This is a genomic window from Acinetobacter sp. CIP 51.11, assembly GCF_000369665.1.
GTDB lineage: Bacteria > Pseudomonadota > Gammaproteobacteria > Pseudomonadales > Moraxellaceae > Acinetobacter > Acinetobacter lwoffii_S.
In genome coordinates this window covers 1,956,437-1,980,150 of sequence record NZ_KB850129.1, presented here as the reverse complement: position 1 = coordinate 1,980,150, position 23,714 = coordinate 1,956,437, and the positions used below count along the sequence as shown (strand labels likewise).

21 protein-coding genes and 4 tRNA genes are annotated in these 23,714 nt (G+C 45.0%); 17 read left to right on the top strand and 8 right to left on the bottom strand.

The genetic code is table 11. The annotated features are described in order from the left end of the window. Window positions 1-4: 4 nt before the first annotated feature. From F894_RS13145 to F894_RS13135, 3 genes are all read left to right on the top strand, one after another. Window positions 5-1,012 carry a DNA-directed RNA polymerase subunit alpha gene (locus F894_RS13145; RefSeq protein ID WP_004281489.1) on the top strand — a complete coding sequence of 336 codons (1,008 nt, stop codon included), beginning with the start codon at window positions 5-7 and terminating at the stop codon, window positions 1,010-1,012. 18 nt (window positions 1,013-1,030) lie between these two features. Next, complete coding sequence (gene rplQ, locus F894_RS13140; RefSeq protein ID WP_004281488.1) at window positions 1,031-1,396, top strand: 50S ribosomal protein L17; 366 nt, start codon at window positions 1,031-1,033, stop codon at window positions 1,394-1,396. Between the two features lie 217 nt (window positions 1,397-1,613). Further along, entirely contained in the window at window positions 1,614-3,104 is a 1,491-nt protein-coding gene (locus F894_RS13135) for a flavin-containing monooxygenase (RefSeq protein WP_005248205.1), read from the top strand. A 63-nt stretch (window positions 3,105-3,167) separates the two neighbouring features. Here F894_RS13135 and F894_RS13130 read toward each other — a convergent pair whose 3' ends face one another. Further along, window positions 3,168-4,340 carry an acyl-CoA dehydrogenase family protein gene (locus F894_RS13130; protein WP_005248204.1) on the bottom strand — a complete coding sequence of 391 codons (1,173 nt, stop codon included), beginning with the start codon at window positions 4,338-4,340 and terminating at the stop codon, window positions 3,168-3,170. A gap of 183 nt (window positions 4,341-4,523) precedes the next feature. Between F894_RS13130 and F894_RS13125 the strand changes: the two genes are divergently transcribed. The 5 genes from F894_RS13125 (at window position 4,524) to F894_RS13105 (ending at window position 9,855) form a co-directional block, all read left to right on the top strand. Continuing rightward, window positions 4,524-4,781: an FAD assembly factor SdhE gene (locus F894_RS13125; RefSeq protein WP_004281484.1), complete on the top strand. Its 258-nt coding sequence runs from the start codon at window positions 4,524-4,526 to the stop codon at window positions 4,779-4,781. Continuing rightward, a complete protein-coding gene (locus F894_RS13120; protein WP_004281482.1) occupies window positions 4,774-5,160 on the top strand; it encodes a hypothetical protein in 387 nt (128 codons plus the stop codon). Before F894_RS13125 ends, F894_RS13120 begins: the two co-directional genes overlap by 8 nt. Window positions 5,161-5,694: 534 nt before the next feature. Further along, the gene (locus F894_RS13115; RefSeq protein ID WP_005248203.1) at window positions 5,695-6,735 is read left to right on the top strand and encodes a hypothetical protein; all 1,041 of its coding nucleotides are present in this window, start codon (window positions 5,695-5,697) and stop codon (window positions 6,733-6,735) included. Between the two features lie 67 nt (window positions 6,736-6,802). Beyond that, the gene (rrtA, locus tag F894_RS13110; RefSeq protein ID WP_005101179.1) at window positions 6,803-7,375 is read left to right on the top strand and encodes a rhombosortase; all 573 of its coding nucleotides are present in this window, start codon (window positions 6,803-6,805) and stop codon (window positions 7,373-7,375) included. A gap of 197 nt (window positions 7,376-7,572) precedes the next feature. Beyond that, entirely contained in the window at window positions 7,573-9,855 is a 2,283-nt protein-coding gene (locus F894_RS13105) for a TRAP transporter large permease subunit (protein WP_005248202.1), read from the top strand. Window positions 9,856-9,917: 62 nt separating this feature from the next. Here the strand turns inward: F894_RS13105 and F894_RS13100 are convergent, their stop codons facing one another. The 5 genes from F894_RS13100 to rnr form a co-directional block, all read right to left on the bottom strand. Beyond that, the gene (locus tag F894_RS13100) at window positions 9,918-10,799 is read right to left on the bottom strand and encodes a DMT family transporter (RefSeq protein WP_005248201.1); all 882 of its coding nucleotides are present in this window, start codon (window positions 10,797-10,799) and stop codon (window positions 9,918-9,920) included. 55 nt (window positions 10,800-10,854) lie between these two features. Then, window positions 10,855-11,289, bottom strand: coding sequence for a restriction endonuclease subunit S domain-containing protein (locus F894_RS13095; protein WP_005101172.1), 435 nt, complete (start codon window positions 11,287-11,289; stop codon window positions 10,855-10,857). A gap of 17 nt (window positions 11,290-11,306) precedes the next feature. Then, window positions 11,307-11,516: a YheV family putative zinc ribbon protein gene (locus tag F894_RS13090; protein WP_171054337.1), complete on the bottom strand. Its 210-nt coding sequence runs from the start codon at window positions 11,514-11,516 to the stop codon at window positions 11,307-11,309. 40 nt (window positions 11,517-11,556) lie between these two features. Continuing rightward, window positions 11,557-13,611 carry a M3 family metallopeptidase gene (locus tag F894_RS13085; protein ID WP_171065048.1) on the bottom strand — a complete coding sequence of 685 codons (2,055 nt, stop codon included), beginning with the start codon at window positions 13,609-13,611 and terminating at the stop codon, window positions 11,557-11,559. A 442-nt stretch (window positions 13,612-14,053) separates the two neighbouring features. Next, on the bottom strand, window positions 14,054-16,501 hold the full coding sequence (gene rnr / locus F894_RS13080; RefSeq protein WP_005248196.1) for a ribonuclease R: 2,448 nt from the start codon (window positions 16,499-16,501) through the stop codon (window positions 14,054-14,056). Window positions 16,502-16,764: 263 nt separating this feature from the next. Here rnr and F894_RS13075 point away from each other — a divergent pair. From F894_RS13075 to F894_RS13055, 5 genes are all read left to right on the top strand, one after another. After that, window positions 16,765-16,854: transfer RNA gene (locus F894_RS13075), tRNA-Ser, on the top strand. 16 nt (window positions 16,855-16,870) lie between these two features. Beyond that, window positions 16,871-16,947: transfer RNA gene (locus F894_RS13070), tRNA-Arg, on the top strand. A gap of 49 nt (window positions 16,948-16,996) precedes the next feature. Continuing rightward, window positions 16,997-17,073 (top strand) — tRNA-Arg (locus F894_RS13065). Between the two features lie 118 nt (window positions 17,074-17,191). Beyond that, complete coding sequence (locus F894_RS13060; RefSeq protein ID WP_005248194.1) at window positions 17,192-17,797, top strand: dihydrofolate reductase family protein; 606 nt, start codon at window positions 17,192-17,194, stop codon at window positions 17,795-17,797. Between the two features lie 287 nt (window positions 17,798-18,084). Continuing rightward, a tRNA-Arg gene (locus F894_RS13055) sits at window positions 18,085-18,161 on the top strand. A 105-nt stretch (window positions 18,162-18,266) separates the two neighbouring features. On the opposite strand, the gene F894_RS13050 is transcribed toward F894_RS13055, so the two are convergent. After that, window positions 18,267-19,565: a hypothetical protein gene (locus tag F894_RS13050; protein WP_005248192.1), complete on the bottom strand. Its 1,299-nt coding sequence runs from the start codon at window positions 19,563-19,565 to the stop codon at window positions 18,267-18,269. Window positions 19,566-19,723: 158 nt separating this feature from the next. Here F894_RS13050 and F894_RS13045 point away from each other — a divergent pair, with 158 nt between their 5' ends. After that, the gene (locus tag F894_RS13045; protein ID WP_004281456.1) at window positions 19,724-20,221 is read left to right on the top strand and encodes a YcxB family protein; all 498 of its coding nucleotides are present in this window, start codon (window positions 19,724-19,726) and stop codon (window positions 20,219-20,221) included. Between the two features lie 37 nt (window positions 20,222-20,258). Then, window positions 20,259-20,900, top strand: a complete 642-nt coding sequence (locus F894_RS13040; RefSeq protein WP_005108618.1) for a fumarylacetoacetate hydrolase family protein — start codon at window positions 20,259-20,261, stop codon at window positions 20,898-20,900. Between the two features lie 52 nt (window positions 20,901-20,952). Here the strand turns inward: F894_RS13040 and F894_RS13035 are convergent, their stop codons facing one another. Next, window positions 20,953-21,774: an AraC family transcriptional regulator gene (locus tag F894_RS13035; RefSeq protein WP_005248189.1), complete on the bottom strand. Its 822-nt coding sequence runs from the start codon at window positions 21,772-21,774 to the stop codon at window positions 20,953-20,955. A gap of 104 nt (window positions 21,775-21,878) precedes the next feature. On the opposite strand from F894_RS13035, the gene F894_RS13030 reads away from it, so the two are divergent. Both F894_RS13030 and yddG read left to right on the top strand, forming a co-directional pair. Beyond that, window positions 21,879-22,817 carry a DMT family transporter gene (locus tag F894_RS13030; RefSeq protein WP_005248187.1) on the top strand — a complete coding sequence of 313 codons (939 nt, stop codon included), beginning with the start codon at window positions 21,879-21,881 and terminating at the stop codon, window positions 22,815-22,817. After that, window positions 22,814-23,701 (top strand): aromatic amino acid DMT transporter YddG, encoded by an 888-nt coding sequence (gene yddG, locus F894_RS13025; protein WP_005248186.1) that lies wholly within the window; start codon window positions 22,814-22,816, stop codon window positions 23,699-23,701. The genes F894_RS13030 and yddG overlap by 4 nt, the downstream gene beginning before the upstream one ends. Window positions 23,702-23,714 lie beyond the last annotated feature (13 nt).

Here is a 23,714-nt window from a genome sequence, read left to right as displayed (position 1 = left end):
CAATATGACGCGTACTGCAAATGAGTTTCTAACTCCGCAAGCGATCAAGGTCGAAGCGGCAAGCGGGACCTCGGCAAAAGTTATTCTAGAACCATTAGAGCGTGGCTTTGGTCATACTCTTGGTAATGCTTTACGTCGCATCCTTCTTTCTTCTCTACCTGGCGCAGCTGTGGTAGAAGTTGAGATTGAAGGGGTCGAGCACGAGTACAGTACTTTGGAAGGCTTGCAGCAGGACATCGTCGAGCTCTTGCTGAACCTAAAAGGATTGTCGATTAAGCTGTTCGATCAAAATGAAGCTTATTTAACATTAGAGAAACAAGGTGCAGGCGACGTAACTGCGGCTGACCTTCGTTTACCTCATAATGTTGAAGTGGTTAACCCTGAACATTTGATCGGTACTTTAAGTGCCTCAGGCTCATTGAAAATGCGTCTGAAAGTGGCTCAAGGTCGTGGCTACGAGACTTCTGATTCACGCTTCCCAGAAGGCGAAACTCGCCCAGTGGGTCGCTTGCAGTTAGATGCGTCTTACAGCCCAATCAAACGTGTTTCATACACCGTGGAAAACGCGCGTGTAGAACAACGTACTGACCTTGATAAACTGATCATTGATCTTGAAACCAACGGTACTGTAGATCCTGAAGAAGCGATCCGCAAAGCTGCAACTATTTTGCAGCAACAAATTGCGATCTTCGTTGACCTTCAGAAAGATCAAGCACCTGTTGCTCAAGAGCCTCGTGAAGAAGTTGACCCAATCTTGCTTCGCCCAGTAGATGATCTAGAGCTAACTGTTCGTTCTGCTAACTGTTTGAAAGCAGAAAACATTTACTACATTGGTGATCTTGTACAGCGTACCGAAGTTGAGTTGCTTAAAACTCCTAACTTGGGTAAAAAATCGCTTACTGAGATCAAAGATGTTCTGGCTTCTAAAGGCTTACAACTCGGCATGCGTTTAGAGAACTGGCCACCGGCTAGTCTCCGTATGGACGATCGTTTCGCCTATCGTAGCCGTTAATTAAGTAGGACTATCACCATGCGTCATCGTAATAGTGGTGTGAAATTAGGCCGTACAAGCAGTCATCGTAAAGCGATGTTCCAAAACATGGCTAACTCTTTGTTCGAGCACGAGTTGATCAAAACAACTGTGCCTAAAGCAAAAGAGTTACGTCGTGTAGCTGAGCCTTTAATCACTTTAGCTAAAAACGATACAGTAGCAAACCGTCGTTTGGCGTTTGCTCGTACTCGTTCAGCAGCAACTGTTGGTAAATTATTTACCGTTCTTGGCCCTCGTTACAAAGAACGTAACGGCGGTTATCTACGTGTTCTTAAAGCGGGCTTCCGTGCAGGTGATGCTGCACCGATGGCTTACGTTGAGCTAGTAGATCGCGAAGTTAACTAATTTCGTGAAGAATAACGTAAGTTGTTCGAAAAGGTCGGTTGAATAAACCGGCCTTTTTTAATACCTGTATATTTTAATTTAAAGTGATTGAGTTCCACATAACTGATCTGGCCTGAAAAGATAAAAAAATAGTGGCTTTTTAATGAACTTGACATTGTGTATTGTCAGTTTTGTGATTTAATAAAAACAGATAGCATCGCTTAGGTAAAAGAACAACATGGAAAAGCAGGTAGATATTTTAATTGTGGGTGCAGGGATCTCGGGGATTGGTCTAGCAGCACATCTTTCTAAACATTGTCCGCAATGCTCTTTTGAGATTATTGAACGCCGCGAAAGTATTGGTGGAACTTGGGATCTGTTTAAATATCCGGGAATCCGTTCTGATTCGGATATGTCGACTTTTGGTTTTAATTTCAAACCCTGGAAGAAAGAAAGCGTGCTTGCCGATGGCGCATCCATCAAAAATTATCTGGCTGAAGTGGTAGAAGAGTTTAAACTTCAGCCGAAAATCCATTTTCAGCATCGGGTCTTAAGTGCCAATTATGATTCTACAACCTGCAAATGGTCAGTAGAGATCGAGGATGCACACGGTAAGAAGCAGATCTGGATCGCCAACTTTGTACTCGGTTGTACCGGTTATTATAATTATGATCAGGGTTTTCAGCCGGAGTTTCCAAATCAAGATGCATTCAAAGGTGAATTTATTCATCCGCAACATTGGCCGGAAAATTTAAACTATAAAGGCAAAAAAGTGGTCATCATTGGCAGTGGTGCGACCGCGATTACCTTGGTTCCTGCGATGGTTAAAGGCGGAGCAGGACATGTGACCATGTTGCAACGCTCACCGACTTATATTGCCTCTGTACCCTCGGTCGATTTTATTTATTCAAAAATGCGTAAATATCTGCCTGAGGAGGTCGCCTATAAGCTGACACGTGCGCGTAATATCGGCATGCAGCGCGGGATTTACGCTTTGGCACAGAAACAGCCAAAATTATTAAAATCGCTTTTGCTTAAATCGGTGCAACTCCAGCTGAAAGGTAAAGTAGATATGAAGCACTTTACCCCGAATTATGAACCTTGGGATCAACGTCTTTGTGTGGTGCCGGATGGAGATCTGTTTAAAATTTTACGTGAAGGACAGGCATCGGTTGCAACGGATCAGATAGAAACCTTTACCGAAACGGGAATTCAGCTGAAATCAGGTCAACATCTGGATGCTGATATTATTGTTTCTGCCACCGGTCTGAATATTCAAATTCTTGGCGGGATTCAGGCGACGATGGATGGTCAGCCTATCGATACCTCTCAGCATATGCTGTATAGAGGTATCATGGTCAGTGACATACCGAATATGGCGCTGATTATTGGCTATATCAATGCCTCCTGGACGCTTAAAGTCGACATTGCAGCAGAATATATTTGCCGTCTGTTGAACTATATGGATCAGCAAGGTTATGCACAGGTAATTCCTCAGGGAGATCAGAGTGAATTGCTTCAGGATACCGTCATGGGCAGTCTCAGTTCGGGTTATATTGCCCGGGCTGCAGACGTCATGCCAAAGCAAGGCAAACAGGCTCCGTGGAAAGTCAGCAATAATTATCTGGCAGACCGTAAGGAGCTCAAACAGGCTTCGTTTGAAGATGGTGTACTGAAATTTAGAAAAAACAGTAATGCTTTAAAGCATAAACCGCGTCTGGTTTCTTAAGCTTAGATTTTTGAATAAAGAAAAAAAAGAGTCCCTAGCGACTCTTTTTTTTCTTTATTTAGTTTAAAGCGAACGAGCGATGAGTTCTTTCATGATTTCATTGGTACCCGCATAAATCCGATTGGCACGGTTGTCGATATAGGCACGGGCAATCGGATATTCCAGCATATAACCATAGCCGCCATGCAATTGCAGACATTCATCAACGACTTTGCTGTACATTTCTGAAATCTTGTATTTGGCCGCAGCAGCGGCATCTACGCCTAGTTCGTGATTGAGTTGCAGCTGCATACAGCGATCCAGATAAGTGCGGCACACATCGATCTCGGTACGTAGTTCTGCCAGTTTAAAACGGGTATTTTGAAAATGGCTGATGCTCTTGCCAAATGCCTGACGTTCCTTGGTATATTTCACTGTATGGGCAAAAGCGGCTTCAGCGCCTGCCTGACAGATAATCGCCACAATCAGGCGTTCCCAAGCCAGCTCTTTCATCAGCATCATAAAGCCCATGCCTTCCAGACCGAGCAGGTTTTCTGTGGGTACCCGAACATTGTCAAAGAACAGTTCGCAGGTATCCTGACCTTTCATGCCAATTTTATTCAGCGGCTTGCCTTTACTAAATCCGGCACGCTCTGCTTCGACCATAATCAATGAAAGATTGGCTGAACCTTTGTCATTATTGCCGGTTTTACAGACCACAATCGCCATGTCACAGAGATAGCCATTGGTAATAAAGATTTTGGAACCATTAATCACATAGTCATCGCCATCGAGTACTGCCGAGGTACGCACTGCTTGAAGGTCAGAGCCAGTTCCCGGTTCGGTCATGGCAATCGCGGTGACGACCTCTCCAGACGCCATTTTCGGTAACCATTGTTGTTTTTGAGCTTCATTACCAAAATTCAGCAGATAATTGGCAACAATATCTGAATGCAATGAAAATCCAGTCGCTGAATCTCCGGCATAGGCCTGTTCCTCAATCAAAATCATGCTATACAGCCGGTCTACGCCAGAGCCGCCATATTCTTCGGGCATGGTAGCGCAGAGCAATCCAAGCTCACCGGCTTTATTCCACAGCTCTCGATCTACATGCTGTTGACTTTCATAACGCTCGGTATGTGGAATAACTTCCTTTTCATAAAACTTGCGTACCGTTTCGCGAAAAGCATCATGTTCGGTACTAAAGAGTTGGCGCGGCAGCATCGGAGCAAGTGGGCGAATGGCTGCAGATTGCATCTTGTTATTCCTTATTTTGATCTGTTTGGTTTAACTTAGGCCATGCCAAGATCAGCAGCAATGAGCGGAATGTTCAAATGACTAAAATCTGCTGATGCTTTTGGTCATTTCTATGAAATCCCTCGAAATTCAGCCAGCGCTTCAGGTAAACTATTCGGGTTTATAACGAGTTGGGGAAATTCGATGACTGATGACATCAGCTTAGAAGAGCGCAAAGTGATTTATCGTGCGCGTCGTGGTCTAAAAGAACTGGATGTATATTTTGATCCCTACGTAAAAAACCATTACCTGAATGCTGAGCCTTTCGAAAAACAGATGTTTGCAGAGCTGGTTGAGCAGGAAGACCCGGATTTGCTGGACTGGTTTATGGAAGTGTCTGAGCCGCCGCGTCCTGAACTAAAAGATTTTATCAAGAAGCTTAAATTTTACGTTCATGGATAATCGTTGCTTTAAGCTGAAACGCAGTCTGTGTGCATTGGCGTTTCAGCTTTTTATTTTTGCACTGCTGATGTATCTGTTGTATCAGTTATTGCCGATTGCACTTTGGGCAGTGTGCGCTGTCATAGGCTTGGTGATTTATCAGCTGTTTTACCGCAAGACACCACAGATTGAGCAGTTTGAATATCTGGATGGACGTGAATGGTCATTGACTACCAAAGCACGACCGACCCGTCGGGTATGTATTAGTCACGTAATTGATCATCAGGCGTATATTGTGGTGTATTTTCAGCATGCCAAGGCGCGACCTTTATTGATCTGGTGTGATCAATTGCCCTTCAAACAATGGAAATCCTTAAAATTATTGACTAAATTAATTTAGTTGTAAAACAAACGCATTTTAATGATTTAATTAAAATGCTCATAAAACAAATGTTTAGACCAAATTCCTATTTTTATTGTCAGACAGAAATCAAGGTTAATCCATGACTTAGAGGAATTGTCTGACAATTTATTCCCTATGTTTTACTTTTAGCCTGTACATTTAACTCACCAACAGCAACTACGGGAGACCTTAATGGAATTTCCAGTATGGATGTTTCTGATCGTAGCGATTGTTTTAACGCTGGTGATCGGACGACTCGGGACAGTGTTGAAGGATAAATTTTCATCTTAATCAAGCAGGGTTTATTATTTTTCTGCTTGTACAGTTAATAAGTAGCATGTGCTGAACCGTCGCAATGCTACTTTTTTTTGCCCAAAATTTGGTATTCTTCTAAATACAGTCAATTGCAGCGCGGCTATTTAATGGCAAAGTGTCTCGTCTAAATTAGAGTAAATACTCTTTTATTCACAAAATGCTTCTGATATCTTTAGCAGAAAGATGGACATAATCACAATTATAGAGGACAGGAAAATGTCAGACGTCCGTAAAATATGCCAAGGTATGGCGACCATTGTAATAACAACAACAGTTTTGACGGGGTGTTCTCAGGTCATTAAAACCGGTGCCAATGTTGCACTGGGTTTCACCGAAAACCATATTGTACCGCCGATTTTAGCGATGGATGATGCTGAAATGGTGTGTAATTCAGGGAATTCTTTAACGCCGGCCATTATGGCGACCAAAGAAATGGGTGCGGATCCAACACGGGTGGCCGTGCTGATGTATTCGGCTGCCGGTATTTGTGCCGAGCAAAAAGCGCTGGAAGCCGAGTTACGCTATTTACGTGCTTCAAAAACCAATCAGGTGGCAGAAGCTCAAGATGCCCGAATCGAGCAGAAGCGCTGGGCGGCACTGGCAGCACAGCGTCAATATACCGGTTATCAACTGTTCCAGAGCCGTTATGAAAAGAAATACCAAAAAGCCCTGGGTGAAGAATGCCCACGTATGAACAGTGATATCGAGCAAACGGTTTATCTGTTGGGTATGCTCAGTGGCTTGCAGGCCATGACCAATGATATTAACTCGGGTGGTGCAGTGCATGTACCGAAAGATATTGCTGCCGTGGTCGAGCGTGGCATGGTGTGTCTGGATAACGCGAAATTCTGGGGTGCGCCGAATGCCACCCGTGCGGTGATCTGGACTTTGTTGCCAGGCGCAGGGGAAGGCAAGCCTGACCCTTACCAAACATTAAAACAATCTACACAAATTGGCGAGCAAAAAGGTGTACGTCTATCTCATGCTTTGTATGCCGTAGCGGCTCAGGCCAGTGGGGATGATGCCAAAGTCCGGGATGCCTTAAAAACCTTTGCTCAGGCACGTACCGAGGAAAAACCGGTGAATCCGCAATTCAAGCTGATCGACAGCATGGCTGCAATTATGGTCAGTGGCATATCGGATCGTTACTGGACAGAAAATACCGGTATACGCAGTGGCGATGATGGCATGCAACGTTTCTGGGATGAATCCGACAGTTCTTCCGAGCTCGATGATCTGTTCAGTGCGGATCTGTAATGCAGATATTATGTATGAATCTTCAGGAATGAAGTCAAACTAGATAGTCAGGGAGGACAATAGGCCGATGCTAGATCAACATTTTCGACGCAAAATTATTTTTCTAGCGGCTTTTGTCTCTCTCTCTGCATGTCTGCAAATTTTTCAGGATCATTTCATCTACTGGCAAGAGAGCCTGCTGGGTGAATTCTGGCGACTCTGGACAGCGCATTGGGTGCATGTGGGCTGGATCCATTATTTTCTGAATATTCTCGCCTTTATCTGTTTACCTTTCATTTTTCCACGCGCCACCGTCTGGCATTTCTGTGCCATTTTGCTGATCTTGCCGCCGCTGATCAGTTTAAGTTTTTATTTTTTCTTGCCCAATATTGAAGCCTATGCCGGCCTGTCGGGCGTGCTGCATGGTGCCTATGTAGCCGTAGCCTGTGTGCATTTGCTGTATAAGCGGGAACGCGGCTTTGCGGCGCTGGTGTTATTTTTGATCTTTGCAAAACTGGTTTGGGAAAACACCATTGGCAATGTCGGGACGGCGCAGCTGATCGGCAGCCCGGTTTTGGTTGAGGCACATTTACTTGGGGTGATTTGGGGCGTGATTCTGGCGCTGATCTATATTGTGAGCAATTATTTTCGGGATAATTAAAGTGCAGAGATGAATGATTTACTTGGCAGAAAATACAAAAAGAAAATATAAATTGTCATTTTTATTGTGCCAATTTTCATGCAAAGTCAAAACATAGAATAAAGATCCTGACCTTTGAAAAGGAATTTTCGGGGCAGAAGGGAAGATCAGCGTCCTAGACCAAGCATCAGGCCGCTAAAATAAAAATAGGAATACACATGCAAAATGATGATCAAAACAGATCAGGATTAGGTCTGTTGCGTTATATATGGACAGAGTGGATCTCGACCTTCGTCGTGCTGGTTTTACTTTTGCTCACTTTAATTATTGGCACTGGGGAAATGATTCACGGCCAGTTGCTGCGTATGGGTGAGCGTATTTACGGTGATCCGGCAACAGGAATGCAATATTCATTTTTAAGGGCTGAGCCGACGCGTCCACAATGTGAACGCAATATTAATGTCGATCAACGCGTTCAGCAGCAGATGAAAGCCGATGCAGCCGATGAATATGCCGATTTCTTCGGGGTGCGTTCGGAAGCGGATGTCCGTGCTGCGGTGTTACAGGCACAACAGGTCTGTGAAGAATCCTACCTGTTTTATGATAAAGCCATTCAACATGTGGAAGCCCATCCAAGTATTAGGGCTTATCGGACCTTTGAAACTTCTTTCTTTGGCATCTTTAAGTTTGGTACGGAAAACCGGGCTTTGCTTCTGGTCATCATGGTGGTCTTTGCTGCGATCAGTGCCACTCTAAAAACCCATCATATTGGCTTGCGTAGCCCGAGCACGCGTATCGACTTTAAAGTTTATTCGGTCGCCATGCTGGTCGCTAATGCTTTCCTGGCATTTTCATCCTATAGCCAATATCAGTCCGTATTGAACTCGGGCGTGCCGATGGGGGAGATGAAATACATCTACTGGCTGTGGATGATTCTGTTCAGCACACTCACCTTGATTAGTCTGTATCAGGTGATCAAACAACCGAAACCAACACGTGAAGGTGGCAGTTTTGGTCTGGCCTTTCTGAGTGTACCGCTATATGCCTATATGGCCATTACTACCGGAATAAATTTCACCTTCTTTATGGACTATCCAATGGGACAGGGGATTTACCTCGGTCAACTGGTAGAGTTTTCTAGTATCTTTCTGAATCTGGCCTTGTTTATCTGGGCCGGTATGTTGCTGAAACAGACCCGTGTCGTGGACATGTTCCTGAATATTCTGCGTCCATGGAATCTGGCACCTGAAACCCTAACCTGGTTAATCTTGCTGGCAGCTGCATTACCGACCGCCTATACCGGAGCATCAGGGATTTTCGTGATTGCCGCAGGTGCGATTATTTATAAGGAAGTCTGGAATGCGGGGGGGCGCCGTCAGTTTGCATTGGCCGCCACTGCAATGTCCGGTTCACTGGGCGTCGTTTTACGTCCTTGCTTGCTGATTGTCGTGGTGGCATCACTTAATAAAGAAGTGACCACCGACTTGCTCTATCACTACGGGATTTATGTCTTCCTGCTCAGTTCAACTTTATTCCTAGTAATTTCCCTGTTCTTTGCAGAAAACAAATTCCGCATTGCTGCACCCACTATAGCTGCTCCTCAATCCGGTCGTGCCTTCATTGCGATTATTCCTTATATCGTGATTTTTATTCTGATCTGGTTATTCTATAAATATGCTTTGTCGACTGACTTGAATGAATTTACCGCACCGGTGATGATGCCAGTCATTCTGCTGATGATTGTCTTGTTCGACAAATTGCGCCATGAACCTGCGCCGTTGCCTGCAGTGGGGCATTGGGATGAAACTTTGACCGCAACTTTAAACTCAAGATCGACACCTGAACTGGCGACAGCCGGTGCCGCGGCCAATGCAGAATATCGTGAAGCTGAACATAGCGAACAACCAGGCAAAGAGCTGGCTGTTGATCATGCTGTGCAGCGTTCAAAAGCGACTGAAATTTTGCGTAATGTCGGTTTCTGGAAGTCTATGCATATTTCGACCAGTGAGACGGTGGGCCATATTGGTGCCTTGGTCATTCTGATGGCACTTTCGGTGAGTGTGGGTGGCTTGCTGGAACGTATTGAAATTATGGAAGCCTTCCCGACCGACATCAGCAGTACCATTCTGGTGATTTCCCTGATTGTCGGCTTGATGATTTTTGTCGGGATGATCATGGATCCATTTGGCGCGGTGATTCTGATCTCGGCGACCGTGGCTCCAGTGGCCTATCAATACGGCATTCATCCAGTACATTTCTGGATGATTACCCTGATTGGTTTTGAGCTGGGTTATGTGACGCCACCGGTTGCGCTAAATCATCTGCTGGCCAGACAGTCGATTGGCGATGCCGAAGTGGCCGAGGCGGATGCAGAAGTACGACACTTGTCTTTCTACTACCGTTATGAACGCTGGATTTTGCCGATGATAGTATTGCTGCCTGCGATGCTGATCATTGCCTATGTGCCTTATATCTTTAAGCTGTTCGGCTGGTATCAATAAAAGAAAAGCAATAAAAAAGCACTTTCGGGTGCTTTTTTATTTATTTGATTTAAATTCGTTAATCAAATTTTGGATGAATTCAGGCGCTTTTGTAGGATCGGGCTACACAATAGAATCGCACAGAAAATCAGCCCCAGCCCAATCACGCTATAGAGGTCCGGAACTTCCTGCCAGAACAGAAAGCCCCACATGCCGGCAAAGAAAATCGCAACATAGTTGACCGGTCCAATCTGTCCTGCCGGAGCCAGCTTGTAGGCATTTGACATAAACAGTTGGCTGAAATTGGCCAGGATGCCGGCAGTAATCAGATAGCTGAGTTCTGTCAGGGTATAAGGTCGCCATAGCCAGAACATCGGAATCACTGAAATCAGGGTGCCAATAAAGCAGAAATAAAACACGATTTTTTCCGGAGACTCAGTTTTAGTCAGTGCCCGAACCGTGACAAAGGCCATCGCCGCCAGAAAGCTCGCACTCAAACCAATGACCGACATCAGGTTAATTAGACCCGAATCCGGTTTGGCAACACAGAGTACCCCGACGAAACCAATCAGAGCCGCGACTAACATGCTTGGTGTGATTTTTTCCTTGAGAAATAGCCAGGCAATCAGTGGAATAAAAATCGGGGAAGAGTAGGTAAAGACCATAGCATTGGAGAGTTTTAAATGCGCGATGGCATAGAAAAAGCCGTACATGGCCGTCAGTCCGACCACTGCGCGCCAGGTGTGCATCCACAGCTTTTCAGTTTTGAAAAAAACAATGCCTTTATTGAAAATGAAGGGCAGGAAAATAAACAGCCCAACAAAATTGCGAAAGAAGACCACGGTGGCATTATCAACTGTTGCCGAGGCATAACGGATACAGACGCCCATGACTGAAAAGAGAAAAGCAGAGCAGGTCAGTAACAGAATGGCTTTAAGCAGATGCGGAGCGGCTGGGGCAGACATGGAAACAACTGAGCTAGAAGATCTGACGATATTCTAGCTGAAATGCTGTCGAGATTTACTGGCTTTGAGCAAGTTGTGCTTCAAGTAACTTGATCTGTTCCTCTTTCAGTTGGATCAACTGGTCGGCATCGCTATGCTGCGCATCCAGTGTGGCTTTTTGTTCATTGAGCTGAACTTGGATGTCATCTAATTTAGCCACTTCTTCTTTGGCCAAACTGGCATTCTCCGGCACTGGTGCATCTAACAGCTGATTTGATACCAGTGCTTTAGCTTCGATCGTCTCAGGTGCTTTCGCTGCCGCCGTATCTTCTTCAGTTTTCGCCGCAGGTTTTGCTGCCGGAACAGCCGCGATATCTTCCTGATGTATGCGTTCCGCTTCACCGGAAGAGGCATTCAACCACTGATATAGCAATACCAATGCAACGACAGTAACTAAAGCCCCCATAATCCCCATTAAAAGTTTGGGGTTATTTCTTTGTTCTACTGACATAGCTTGAACCTTGATTTTTATTTTACTGAACGAGGTTTAAACTGAATCACGCCAACTTCATCTGGAACAGCTGGTGTTTCTGGTTGATCAACATGTGTGGGACGATTTTCTTCATAACCACATTCAATACATTCGATCCATTCATCTTCACCAGAGGTCAGCATGACGACGCGATCTAACGCCTGACATTTTGGACATTTTGCGCCTGCAATGAAACGACGTTTAATGGTCATCATATTCACCTTGTGATCAACTTAAAAAGCTAGTTTAAGCGTTTTTAGAGGGGTTCGTCCAACCTTGATGACGCAGCAACGCATCTATTTTTGGCTCGCGTCCGCGGAAATTGATAAATGCGTCAAGTGCTGTGTCTTTTCCGCCAACTGCGAGGATATTTTCCCGAAACTGCTTTCCGGTAGTGGTATTAAAAATACCTTCATCTTCAAAGCGGTCGAAGGCATCGCTGGCCAAAACTTCGGCCCATTTATAGGAATAATATCCTGCTGCATAACCACCGGCAAAAATGTGACTGAAGCTGTGCTGGAAACGGTTATAGTCGGTGGTCGGTAGGACCGCATACTTTTCACGGATCTCATTCAGAGTAGCCTGAACCTGTGTTGCATTTAAAGCCGGATTGGCTCGATGAATACTCAGGTCAAACAGGGCAAATTCAAGCTGACGCAGGGTTTGCATGCCAGACTGGAAGAAACGTGCATCCAGCAGGGCTTTCAGCAACTCTGCCGGCAAGGATTCTTGAGTTTCAATGTGCTCGCTGAGCAGATCCAGACTTTCCTGATCCCAGGCCCAAAATTCCATAAACTGGCTTGGCAGTTCGACCGCATCCCACGCCACGCCATGGGTACCTGCTACCGCAATATTGTCCACTTCTGTCAGCATATGATGCAGGCCATGACCAAATTCATGGAACAAGGTGATGACTTCATCATGGGTCAAGAGTGTAGGGCGATTGCCGACGGGTGGAGTAAAGTTACCGACCATATAACAAATCGGTTTTTGCAAGCCATCACTGGTCTGCATACGGGAACGGAAACCGCTCATCCATGCACCGCCACGTTTGCCTTGACGTGCATACAGATCAAAATAGAAACCGCCAATCACCTGACCCTGATCTTCTAGTTCAAAATAACGTGCATCTGGATGCCAGACAGGCGCTTCACGTTCAATGACTTGAATGCCATACAGACGATTCACAATACTGAACAGGCCTTGCAGGATTTTTGGTGCAGGGAAGTAAGGTTTAAGCACTTCCTGTGACAAATTAAATTGCTGCATTTTCAGCTTTTCAGAATAATAGCCACTGTCCCACGGTTGCAGATCACGGATGCCATCTTCAGCAGCAATCGCTTTCAGTTCTGCAATTTCTTTCTCTGCTGGCGCGCGGGCATGCTCTGCCAGATCACGCAAGAATTCGTCTACGGCCTCTACACTTGGTGCCATTTTGCTGGCTAAGGACAATTCCGCATAATTATTAAAGCCAAGCAGTTTTGCCATTTCCAGACGCAGACTGAGGATTTCTTCGATCAATGCAGTATTGTCAAACTCGCTCTGTTCAGCCTGATCTGACGCGCGGGTAGTATAAGCTTTATAGAGTTCTTCACGCAGAGGACGATTTTCTGAATGGGTCATGATCGCCAGATAAGACGGGAAATCCAGCGTAGCCACCGGTTGATCCAGTTCACGTTGCTGACCATATTGTTTTAACAGCTCAATATTACTGGTAGATAGACCCGCTAACTCCTCTTCATTTAGCGGTCTGAAATAGGCCTGAGTCGCATCCAGTACATGGTTGGAGAAGTCGGATGATAATTGGGACAGACGAGCCGAAATTTCCGCATAACGTTTTTTCGCTTCACCCTCTAATGCCACCCCAGACAGTTTGAAATCACGTAAGGCCAGTTTAATGGCGCTTCGCTGCGCTGCCGGCAGTTCATTATAAATCGACGCATCATAAATATGCTGATAGGTCTGATAGAGCGCCGTATGTTGACCCAGTTGCGTATAGTATTCGCTAAGACCCGGTAAGAGTGCCTGATAGACATCACGGGTTTCGGCATTGTTCATCACGGCATTTAAATGTGACAGGATGCCCCAAGACTCACTCATATTGTTTTCAAGTGTGTCGACATGTTCAAGAGTAGCCAGCTGCTCCTGTACTGAAGTAGGTGTTTCGGTAAGTTCATTCAGGAACTTTTGCCCTTCAGCGATACAGCTTTCAATTTTTTGTTTTAGCTCAGCCAGCGTAATCTGATCAAATTGCGGAACAGGCAAAGTTGCCTTTTCTAAAGTCATGTCGGTCTGCCAAATTAATTTTCAGTGTTAGTTCTAGAAGTAAGGCTTCTTGATCGAGAAATCAAGCTTGACCGGTGATTTATTCTGAAGCAGGAGGTATCGAGATTTATTCAATCTCGTTCACAATGATGTCCAAGCTACTTTTACTAATGTTGAGTTATAGTTCAACTGATTGGTGTTGCTCGCTGAAACTTCGAAACAGATAGTTTAAGAATAGGCAGAATTCCATAGTCTGTTTCAAAGAAATAGGAAATATGTCTTTGCAGATCTTTGAATTTCACTGATTGAGTATGGATCAAGAGGTTATACGGTTTTCCTCAGTTTTAGATAAAAAGAGGGCAGGTACGTGATCTAAGATGATGATTCGATGCGGTGAACATTTTTATTCTAATCGTATTTATTTTGGATAAGGTATAAAAAAAAGAGCGCCGTAGCGCTCTTTTTAAACCATCAAAAATTATTCAGTCTTGGCTTTTGCATTCGACTTTTTCTTTTTGACCTTGGCCTTTTTCTTTACTTTATCTTTAACCTTTGCTTCAGACTTTCCTGCAGATGGTTTAGCAGACTTTTTACTGTAAGAGCTGGGTTTTCCTTTTCCTTTTTTGCGTCGTATGGGTTGTTCTCCATCGGCGCTCAAGTTCGATTTAGATTCACGTTCATTATTGCCAAACACTTCTTCTGTCGCTGCTGGACGTGATACTGGTTTTTTCTCACTCACGCGCGGTGCACGGGCACGAACTGCACGGCCGGCATGACTGAGTTGTTGCACCAGTTCAAAATCGATCTTACGTTCTTCCAGATTGACACCAGCAACCTTGATTTTGACTTCATCCCCTAGACCAAAGACCTGACCTCGGTTCTGACCGATCAGATTCTGGCTGCTTTGATCAAAGACAAAGAAGTCATCGCCTAGCTGGCTGACATGCACCATACCATCGACATAAAGATCTTTTAGCGTCACAAACAGGCCGAATTCTGCTGTCGCACTAATAATGCCGACAAATTCTTCGCCCAGATGTTGCTGCATATAATGGCATTTCAACCAGGTCGTCACCGAGCGTGATGCTTCATCTGCACGACGTTCTGTCGCTGAGAAATGTTCACCCGCATCATCTAAAGCACCGCCTGAAAGCGGAGATGGCTTGTTATCTAAATGCGCTTTGATGGCACGATGCAATAACAGATCCGGATAACGACGAATTGGTGAAGTGAAATGTGTATAGGCTTCATAAGCGAGACCATAATGGCCTGCATTACTCGCACCATAATAAGCCTGCATCATGGAGCGTAATAACACCGCATGAATACTGGGCGCATCAATCCGGTCTTTGGTCGCTTCAATCACCGCCTGATAATCTTTCTGAGTCGGCTGTTCCGGGAATTTCAGACCGAGCAGCTTCACGAAGTCACGGACTTTCTGGATACGCGAGAATTCAGGTGGCTCATGCACACGGTATAACATCGGCATTTCATTTTTCAATGCATACTCTGCGGCTGCTACGTTGGCCAGTAACATACATTCTTCAATCAGCTTATGCGCATCATTACGGGTGCGTGGCAGAATTTCTTTAATTCCGCCTAGCTCGTCGAAGGTCATGTAAGTTTCAACGGTTTCAAATTCCATGGCATGACGTTCAGCACGTAAACCTTTCAGAACCTGATACAGCTGGAACAGGGTGTTGATCGACTTGCGAACTTCACGGTCTTCGGTAATGGCTTGACTGTCACCTTCCAGATACTGTGCGACCTGATCATAGGTCAAACGTGCCTTGGAATGCATAACAGATGGATAGAACTCAAAACCGGTAACACGGCCAGCACGTGACAGTTTTAAATCACAGACCATACATAGGCGGTCAACATTCGGATTTAACGAACACAGGCCATTCGACAATGCTTCAGGCAGCATCGGTAAAACAAAGTGCGGGAAGTAGACTGACGTCCCGCGTTCCTGCGCTTCATCATCCAGCGGTTTGCCTGGACGCACATAATGGCTGACATCGGCAATGGCTACGACTACACGATAACCACCGCCGGGACGTTTTTCGGCATAAACGGCATCATCAAAGTCACGTGCATCTTCACCGTCAATAGTAACTAAGGCTAAATCACGCAGATCCACACGACCTTCATGGTCTTTGGCCGTTGGTTCTTTAAAGCTCTCGGCTTCTTCAACAACTTCCTCCGGGAATTCATAAGGCAAACCATATTCTAAAATGGTTTGTGGAATGATGATTTCAGTATCGGCCTTATCCGCCATGGACTGTACAATATGTCCAGTTGCGAATTCTTCACGGGTCGGATAGGTATCAATCGCCACACGAATCGAATCACCCAGATTGACTTGGGCGTGTTCAATCAGTTCTTTTTCAAGGGTAATTGGCTGATGTGCATTCGGGTTGGCTGGCTGGATAAAGTATTCACCATCATACTCTGACACTTTACCAATGATCTGTTTGACACGATGCTGCACAACTTCAGTAATATAGCCCCAGGCCTTACCTTTACGGTCTACCGAAGTCTGACGCACTTTAACGCGGTCACCATTAAAGACCAGGCGCAGTTCACGCTCAGCCAGTAATAGGTCGTCCTGGCCGGAAATGTTGGCAGTTCCCATCCCCCGGGAATTGATATAAACCGTCGCTTCGGATTCAGGTTGCTCGACGGCAATCTGAAACTTGTAGCCGTCTTTCATCAGTTGCCCGTCACGCACCATCGCAATTAAACGATGGCTCAGGGCATCAATACTTTTTTGATCTGCAATTTCAAAATGTTCGACCAGGTCTGCATGGGACTGGGCATTGTTCTTTTCGATGGTTTCTAAAATGAGCGTGCGGCTAGGGATAGGGTTGTCATAACGTTCGGCTTCAGCTTTTGCTTCAGGATCGACCCAGTTTTTCATCATGTCTTTAAATTTATCTTAGGAGATAGGTTTAGCATAAAACATGTGTGCGCAGACTGCACGTAAATGATTGCAATAATCCATTTAAGTTTTCAATTTTCTGTTAATTTTCGATAACTGGAAATTTATGCAGTTTTTTTACTATCAAAATGCACGAAAAATCGAGGAATTGCTTAAAAAGTATTTAAACGAGCAAAAATATGCACTTTTTTTTGATGCTGCGCTTGCAGTGCCATGCCGAAATTTGTATTATGGCCGCACGTTACGGTGAGATGGGTGAGTGGCTGAAACCACGTCCCTGCTAAGGACGCATACGGGTAACTGTATCGAGGGTTCGAATCCCTCTCTCACCGCCACGCTTACTTACGTCGCGCGCTCATAGCTCAGCTGGATAGAGCACTTGGCTACGAACTAAGGGGTCGGGAGTTCGAATCTCTCTGAGCGCACCAAGTAAGTTAAGCAGAAAAAACGTATTGCCAACCTAGGCACACAAGTTACGCGCTCATAGCTCAGCTGGATAGAGCACTTGGCTACGAACTAAGGGGTCGGGAGTTCGAATCTCTCTGAGCGCACCAACTTGAACAATTAACCGCACATGTTGCGGTTTTTTTGTGCCTAAAATTTACAGAAACACCAGACAGCACGTGCTAAAAATAAGTCTCAGGCGAGTGAATAAAAATAAAGGCAGTCGTGATGAGAAAAATCATTGTCCAGGAATTTTTGACCCTAGATGGCGTGATGCAGGCGCCCGGCGGCCCGAAAGAAGATATATCTGGTGGTTTTCAATATGGTGGCTGGGTGGCGCCGTATTTTAACGCGGAACCTGATCCGGCATTTGATGTCATTATGCAAAAATGGATGCAGCCCTCCGATATTCTTTTAGGGAAACATACTTTTCAGATTTTTGAATCTTACTGGCCCACACATACTGAAGACTGGCCGGGAATCAATGACGTCAATAAATATATTCTTTCTACTAGTCTGGAGCATTCCGACTGGCAAAATACCCTTTTTCTGAAAAGCATTGATGAGATAATCAATCTTAAAGCATCGGGAGAGGGGGATATTCGCGTGTATGGTAGTGCTGCAGTGGTACAGACACTTTTCAAATATGAGCTTGTGGACGAACTTCGTCTGCTGACTTTTCCAATTATACTCGGTGTTGGCAAACGCCTGTTTAGCCATGAATCAATACCCGCCGCTTTTCAATTGATAGATCATCTGGCCAGCTCAAATGGTATTGTGTTTACGCATTATCAAAGGGCAGGAGAAGTAAAGACTGGAACAATAGGCGAGTGATAAAGTGTACAAGGATGATGGTCGTTTTATATTTGAATTCTATTCTGGCTGAATACCTGGTTAAGAATACTTAAGGCTGACCCATTGCGTAGTGATGGAATTTTTGGAAAATACAAGCCTCTTGATTGAATTAATTAAGTGTTTTTAGCTCTAAATCCGCAGAAATTTTCAGCAGAAAACTATAAATTTTGATACATCGTTTAATTACTGTACATTCAGTTGTGATTTTATTAAAAAACACTTAACAAGACTGAAAAAGCTCGTATAATGCACCCCATCAAGACGTCGCGCTCATAGCTCAGCTGGATAGAGCACTTGGCTACGAACTAAGGGGTCGGGAGTTCGAATCTCTCTGAGCGCACCAATCTTGATAAGAATTCTGAAAAAACCGCACGTTGATGCGGTTTTTTTACGTCTGTGATTTTTAACTATTTTTCATATAAAAAACCAATAACTCTCTGCTTCCTACTCATCTTAATTTCTGCTGCACTTTCAGTGCATAAACGGTATTACCACCCACTGCTGGTAAAATATCATGATAGGGCATGCTACGCATGGCTCTTAATAAGAACGGCGCCTGATCGTGAATTTTCATACTGCTGGTGATTTGAAATAAGGTACCTTGTGACTGCGGCAATAAGCGCATACCACCTTTCACAAACTTCAAGTCACCGCCATTGGCATTGAACTGGTTTTGCAGGGAATCAGGTTGGTAAAAATGCATCTTAAAATTAAACGGGATCTGAATCACGCCCAAACCCACCGACACCTTATAGTTGGCATCTAGATTCTGAGTATTGACCGGATTCAGTTCGACTTTCTTGATCTGCCGAGGAAAAAGCTGCTGCGTCGCTTCAGCCGCTAACCACGGTCGCAATTTTTCGACCGGATGCGCAAAATATTGATAGGTGCTGCTAAATCTTAAATTTTCTGAGGCTTTTCCTTCTTTGACCTGATAGCTCGGTAAAATGAAACTGACCGGTTGCCCTGATTTTTGGCTGATCTGGGCAATTTTTTGTAGCTGTTGAGGGTTGAATCTCATCTGCGGAATTGGAGTTGCTAGTGCCGCTGTATGATCGGTTTCAAAGCGCTGTTGTAGTGCTTCCAGTAGAAATGCATTGGTACTCGGCGGAATGCCGAGTTTGGCTTCAGGCAGCGCATTCAGGATTTTACTGAATAAAAAGCCTTTGGGCTGATTCAGGTCGCCCCATTGGGTGACAGTCACCAGCGTTTTATGCGGACCCAGTGCAAACCATTCCAGTTTTCCCGCACCATAGGGAATTGGCGCATCAATAATTAAGGTGCTGATGCTGTTTTCACCCAGATGATGCTGCATCACTACGGTTTCTTTAAAGTTCAAGACTGGAATCGGGGTCGGGATATGAACCTGATATTTAACCTGCTGAATCGAACCCTGCTGCTCCAGCACTTTGGCCGACTTTAAGGTCGGAAACAGGCCGACATAATTCGGATAATGGCGCAGCAATTTTTCGACCTGAGCTTCAGCTACCGGTAATACCACAGCCGCACTATAAAACTGTGTCTTGCTGGCTGCATTACTGTTTAAGGTGGGAAGCTGGGTTTTACTGGTTGGATGCGCATAAATCAGAATCCGCTCGCCGGTTAATTCTGCCAGTTGCTGGGCATTGCCTTGATAAGCACTCAGACTGCTTGGTATTTCGGCATTCCAGGGAATAATCTTGGCCAGTGCTGGGACAGAAACTGCCAAACAAACACCGATGAGCATGCATTGCTTTAATTCTTTCATTCAACATCCTGTTGCGTATTTTTTGTTTTAATTGCTGTTTATTTAAAACTAAATGCACGTATTTCCAAAGCAAAGTTATGTAATTGATGCGACAGGCCATAAGCGCTATGGATATTTTGGTATAGTATTGGGCAAGATTTTATTTTTGATGTGATGCTATGACTGAGTCAGCACCGACTTTATCGACCCGTTATTTTCTGACTTTAGAAGAATCTCAGGATGGTTTTGCCCTGGCGACGTTTGGCAAAAAGCAGATTTCACGTTTTCTGACCCCTTTGGTCAGTATCGGGATCATCATCTGGGGTTTCTCGATGGGCTTTGATGGCGTTGGACGTTATTACGTGGCTTTGGGTGCATTCTTCCTGATCCTGCAAGGCATCATGCGTTACTGGTTCCTGCCGATGATGTTTAAACGCCAGTTTGTTAAATATCAGTTTGGTAAAAGCGAACAGGGTATTGATTTGTATCAGGACTATGCGGAAATTTTTACCAATGATCGTAGCAAGCTGGTGCCATATAGCGAAGTGCAGAATTTTGCTGTTGGTAAACTGACTTATATGCTGGAATTGAAAAACCGTACCGTGGTTATTGTGCCGAAGCGTGCATTTAAGGACGGCACTGAACAGAGTATGTTCGAGCATACATTTAAAAAATAATTCAGATATCTATAAAAGGAAAAGGGAAGTTTTGATCATGAGCACACGTCCATCCAAAATCGTTTGTGTGGGTCGCAGTTATGCCGATCATGCCAAAGAACTCGGCAATGCGATCCCTGATCGTCCGGTATTGTTTATCAAGCCACCGAGTGCCTTAAGTTCGCTCGAAGCAGGCATTGAGTGGAATCCGGAATGGGGCAATTGTCATTATGAATGTGAACTCAGCTTGCGTATTGACCGGACTTTAAGCAAAGAAAGCGATCCTGTGAAAGCACTTGAAGCTGTGGGTGCGGTGACTTTAGGTCTGGACTTAACTTTGCGTGATTTACAGGATGATCTCAAGAAAAAAGGCCAGCCTTGGGAACGTGCCAAAGCCTTTGATGGCTCTTGTCTGTTGTCGGATTGGGTACCTGTCGCCGATGTAGTCACTGACTGGAAAGATGTGCATTACACACTGCAAGTCAATGATGAGCTGCGTCAAAAAGGTGATACCGCTTTATTGATTTTTGATATTGCGACCTTGCTGGCTGACATCAGTCAGGTCTTTACTTTGGAAGAAGGGGATGTGGTGATGACCGGTACCCCGGCAGGTGTTGCAGCATTGCATTCAGGCGATCAACTGAAAATGACCCTCAAAGGGCAGTCTCAGGATTATGTCTGGACGACTTTTGTGAAATAACCAAGATTTTGAATCAAAGGAGCCTATTGGCTCCTTTTTCATAGGCATAATTTTAATCATTAACAGTATAACGTTTGCGAAATTGATCTGGGGTGCTTCCCATCCAGCGTTTAAACATGTTGATAAATGCCGAGGCATTGGCATAGCCCAGATCAAAGGCGATGCTTTTAACGCTATGACCTGCATTTAATAAAGACATGGCCTGCATCACTTTCAGGCGTTGCCGCCATTCATGCAGTGACATTCCCAGTTCTTTCTGGCTATATCGCGCTAGCGTCCGCTCGGTTAAATTGACGCGTTCTGCCAGTTGCTGCAGCGAGCTCTGATCTGCTGGATGCTGATGTAAATAATCTAAAATCTGTTTCAGCAATGCATGTTCTGAATGCGGTAAATAACTGCTGACCAGTTGGGCTTGCTGGAGCTGATCGAGCAGCACCTGTAGCAGACGCTGATATTCAACTGAATTCTCGAGTGCTGGATGGTCTTGCTGATACAGTTGTTTCAGGTGGGTGAATAAAGCGGGGACCAGAGGTGCACTGAGCAGGATGCCGGGTTGGGTGGGCAGTTGGCTGCATAGTGATTCATGCACATACAGGGTGCCATGAGAAACTGCGGTACGGTTCAGACCACGATGTTCTAAATTTGGCGGGAGCCAGATGCCGTGAGGTGAAGGTGTCACATAATTTATATGATTAATATTCACTTCCATCACGCCATGAAAAGCATAGACAAATTCTCCCCAGGCATGGCCATGCAGCGGATAAACAGATTGCGCGGGATCCTCCCTGAAACTGAGCCAGAGCGGTGCTTTAATCAGATCATGGGTCGGAAGTTGCTTGAGCGAAGCTGAATCTGCTTGGATTTTTTTATGCATCACCGAAATTGCCTGAATAACACCATCATTTGTCTACTTTGAAGTATATCTTTTATTTCTGACGCTTTTATAGTGTACCTTCCAAATGAGCAACAGGACCGTATGTGAGCCAGCGTCAGGCATTAGATGCCAAAGCATCTGCCATCATGTTTGTATTGTGTATGTTGTGGGGTTTACAACAGGTGGTATTGAAATGGGCCGCCAGTGATATTTCAGCCCTGATGCAAATTGCCTTGCGTTCAGCCTTATCTGCGCTGATGGTTTATCCCCTGATTCAGCAGAGCGTGCGCCGTCAACTCTGGAATGCACGCTATTTACCTGCAGGATTACTAGTCGGTGTGTTGTTTGCAACCGAATTCTATCTGATTGGTGAGGCACTGCGTTATACCTCAGCCTCGCATACGATTGTTTTACTTTATACCGCGCCGATTTTTGTGGCTTTGGGTTTACACTGGAAATTGCCGGCAGAGCGTTTGTCTTCTGTGCAATGGGGCGGAATATTTCTTGCCTTTAGCGGAATTGTAGTCAGTTTTCTGTTACGTCCACAGACAGAATCAACTTTACAAACTGATGCCTTGTGGGGAGATTTTCTGGCTTTGCTTGGCGGCGTATTCTGGGCAGCCACCACAGGCAGTGTACGTCTGAGCCGGCTGGCTGAAGCACCTGCAACCCAGACTTTGTTCTATCAATTATTGATAGGTGGAATCCTGTTATTGCCTCTGGCTGTTCTGACTGGACAAGCAGCCATTCAATGGACAGTGTTGTCTATTTCCAGTCTGGTTTTTCATACCGTGGTGATTTCCTTTGCCAGTTATCTGATCTGGTTCTGGATGCTGAAACATTATCTGGCATCACGTCTGGGCGTATTTTCCTTTTTGACCCCTGTATTCGGCATGCTGTGCGGCGTGCTGATTCTGGATGAACATATCGAAATCAATTTTATTATCGGCACCTGTATGGTCATGCTGGGTGTGATTCTAGTGAGTTTGCAGGGATGGCTGAAAAAACCGAATATCAATAAAAGCATTCAAGAGCAAGCATGAAAATCTGGTCTGTAAATTTAGCGACCTGGATTGGTCTGTCTTCTATTCTGATCTGGGCCAGTCTGGTCGCCGTAGTGAAACTGATTACTGAATCTACAAGTGCAGTGCAGGGAATTGCTTTAATTTATAGTTTTAGCAGTCTGGTGATTTTTGCGTTCACCGGCTTTCCAAAAATCACGCAAATGTCCAAGCGTTATATGCTCGGTTGTGGCGCTTTATTTGTGGCTTATGAGATTCTATTTCTGGTTGCTGTGGCATGGTCGGATAATCGTGAACAGGTGATGCTGATTGCCATGATCAATTATCTGTGGCCACCCTTGATGATTGTTTTTTCGATTTTTGCCCGGCAGTTGCAGGCCCGCCTCTGGATGATTCCCGGCTTTCTGCTCGCCGTAATAGGACTGATGCTGGTGGTCAATCCAGAAATCACTAATCTGCCGAAGTTTATGCATGTTTTAGCTGAAAATCCTTGGGCCTATGGCTTTGCCTTTCTCGGCGCTTTGTTATGGCCTTGCTATTGCGTTCTGACCAGAACCTACGGCCGCGGACAGAATGGCGTACCGATTTTCTTTTTGGTCGCTGTAATTAGCTTATGGTTCTTACATTTAGGATTAAACGAACCTTTTATCATGCCCACATTCAAGCTATGGCTGGGAATTGCAGTGGTGGGTAGTCTGATTGGCATCGCCTATAGTAACTGGAATCAGAGTATGCAATTCGGCAATATCAAGGTGCTGATCTTAGCCACTTACTTTATGCCGATTCTTTCTTCGGTCATGTCCATGCTGATTCTGGATGTCAGGCCCGAACTCAGTTTCTGGATTGGGACGGGTTTGGTGACTGCAGGCGCTATAGTCTGCTGGAAATCTACCGCTATCAGTTAAAAAAATCCTCTCA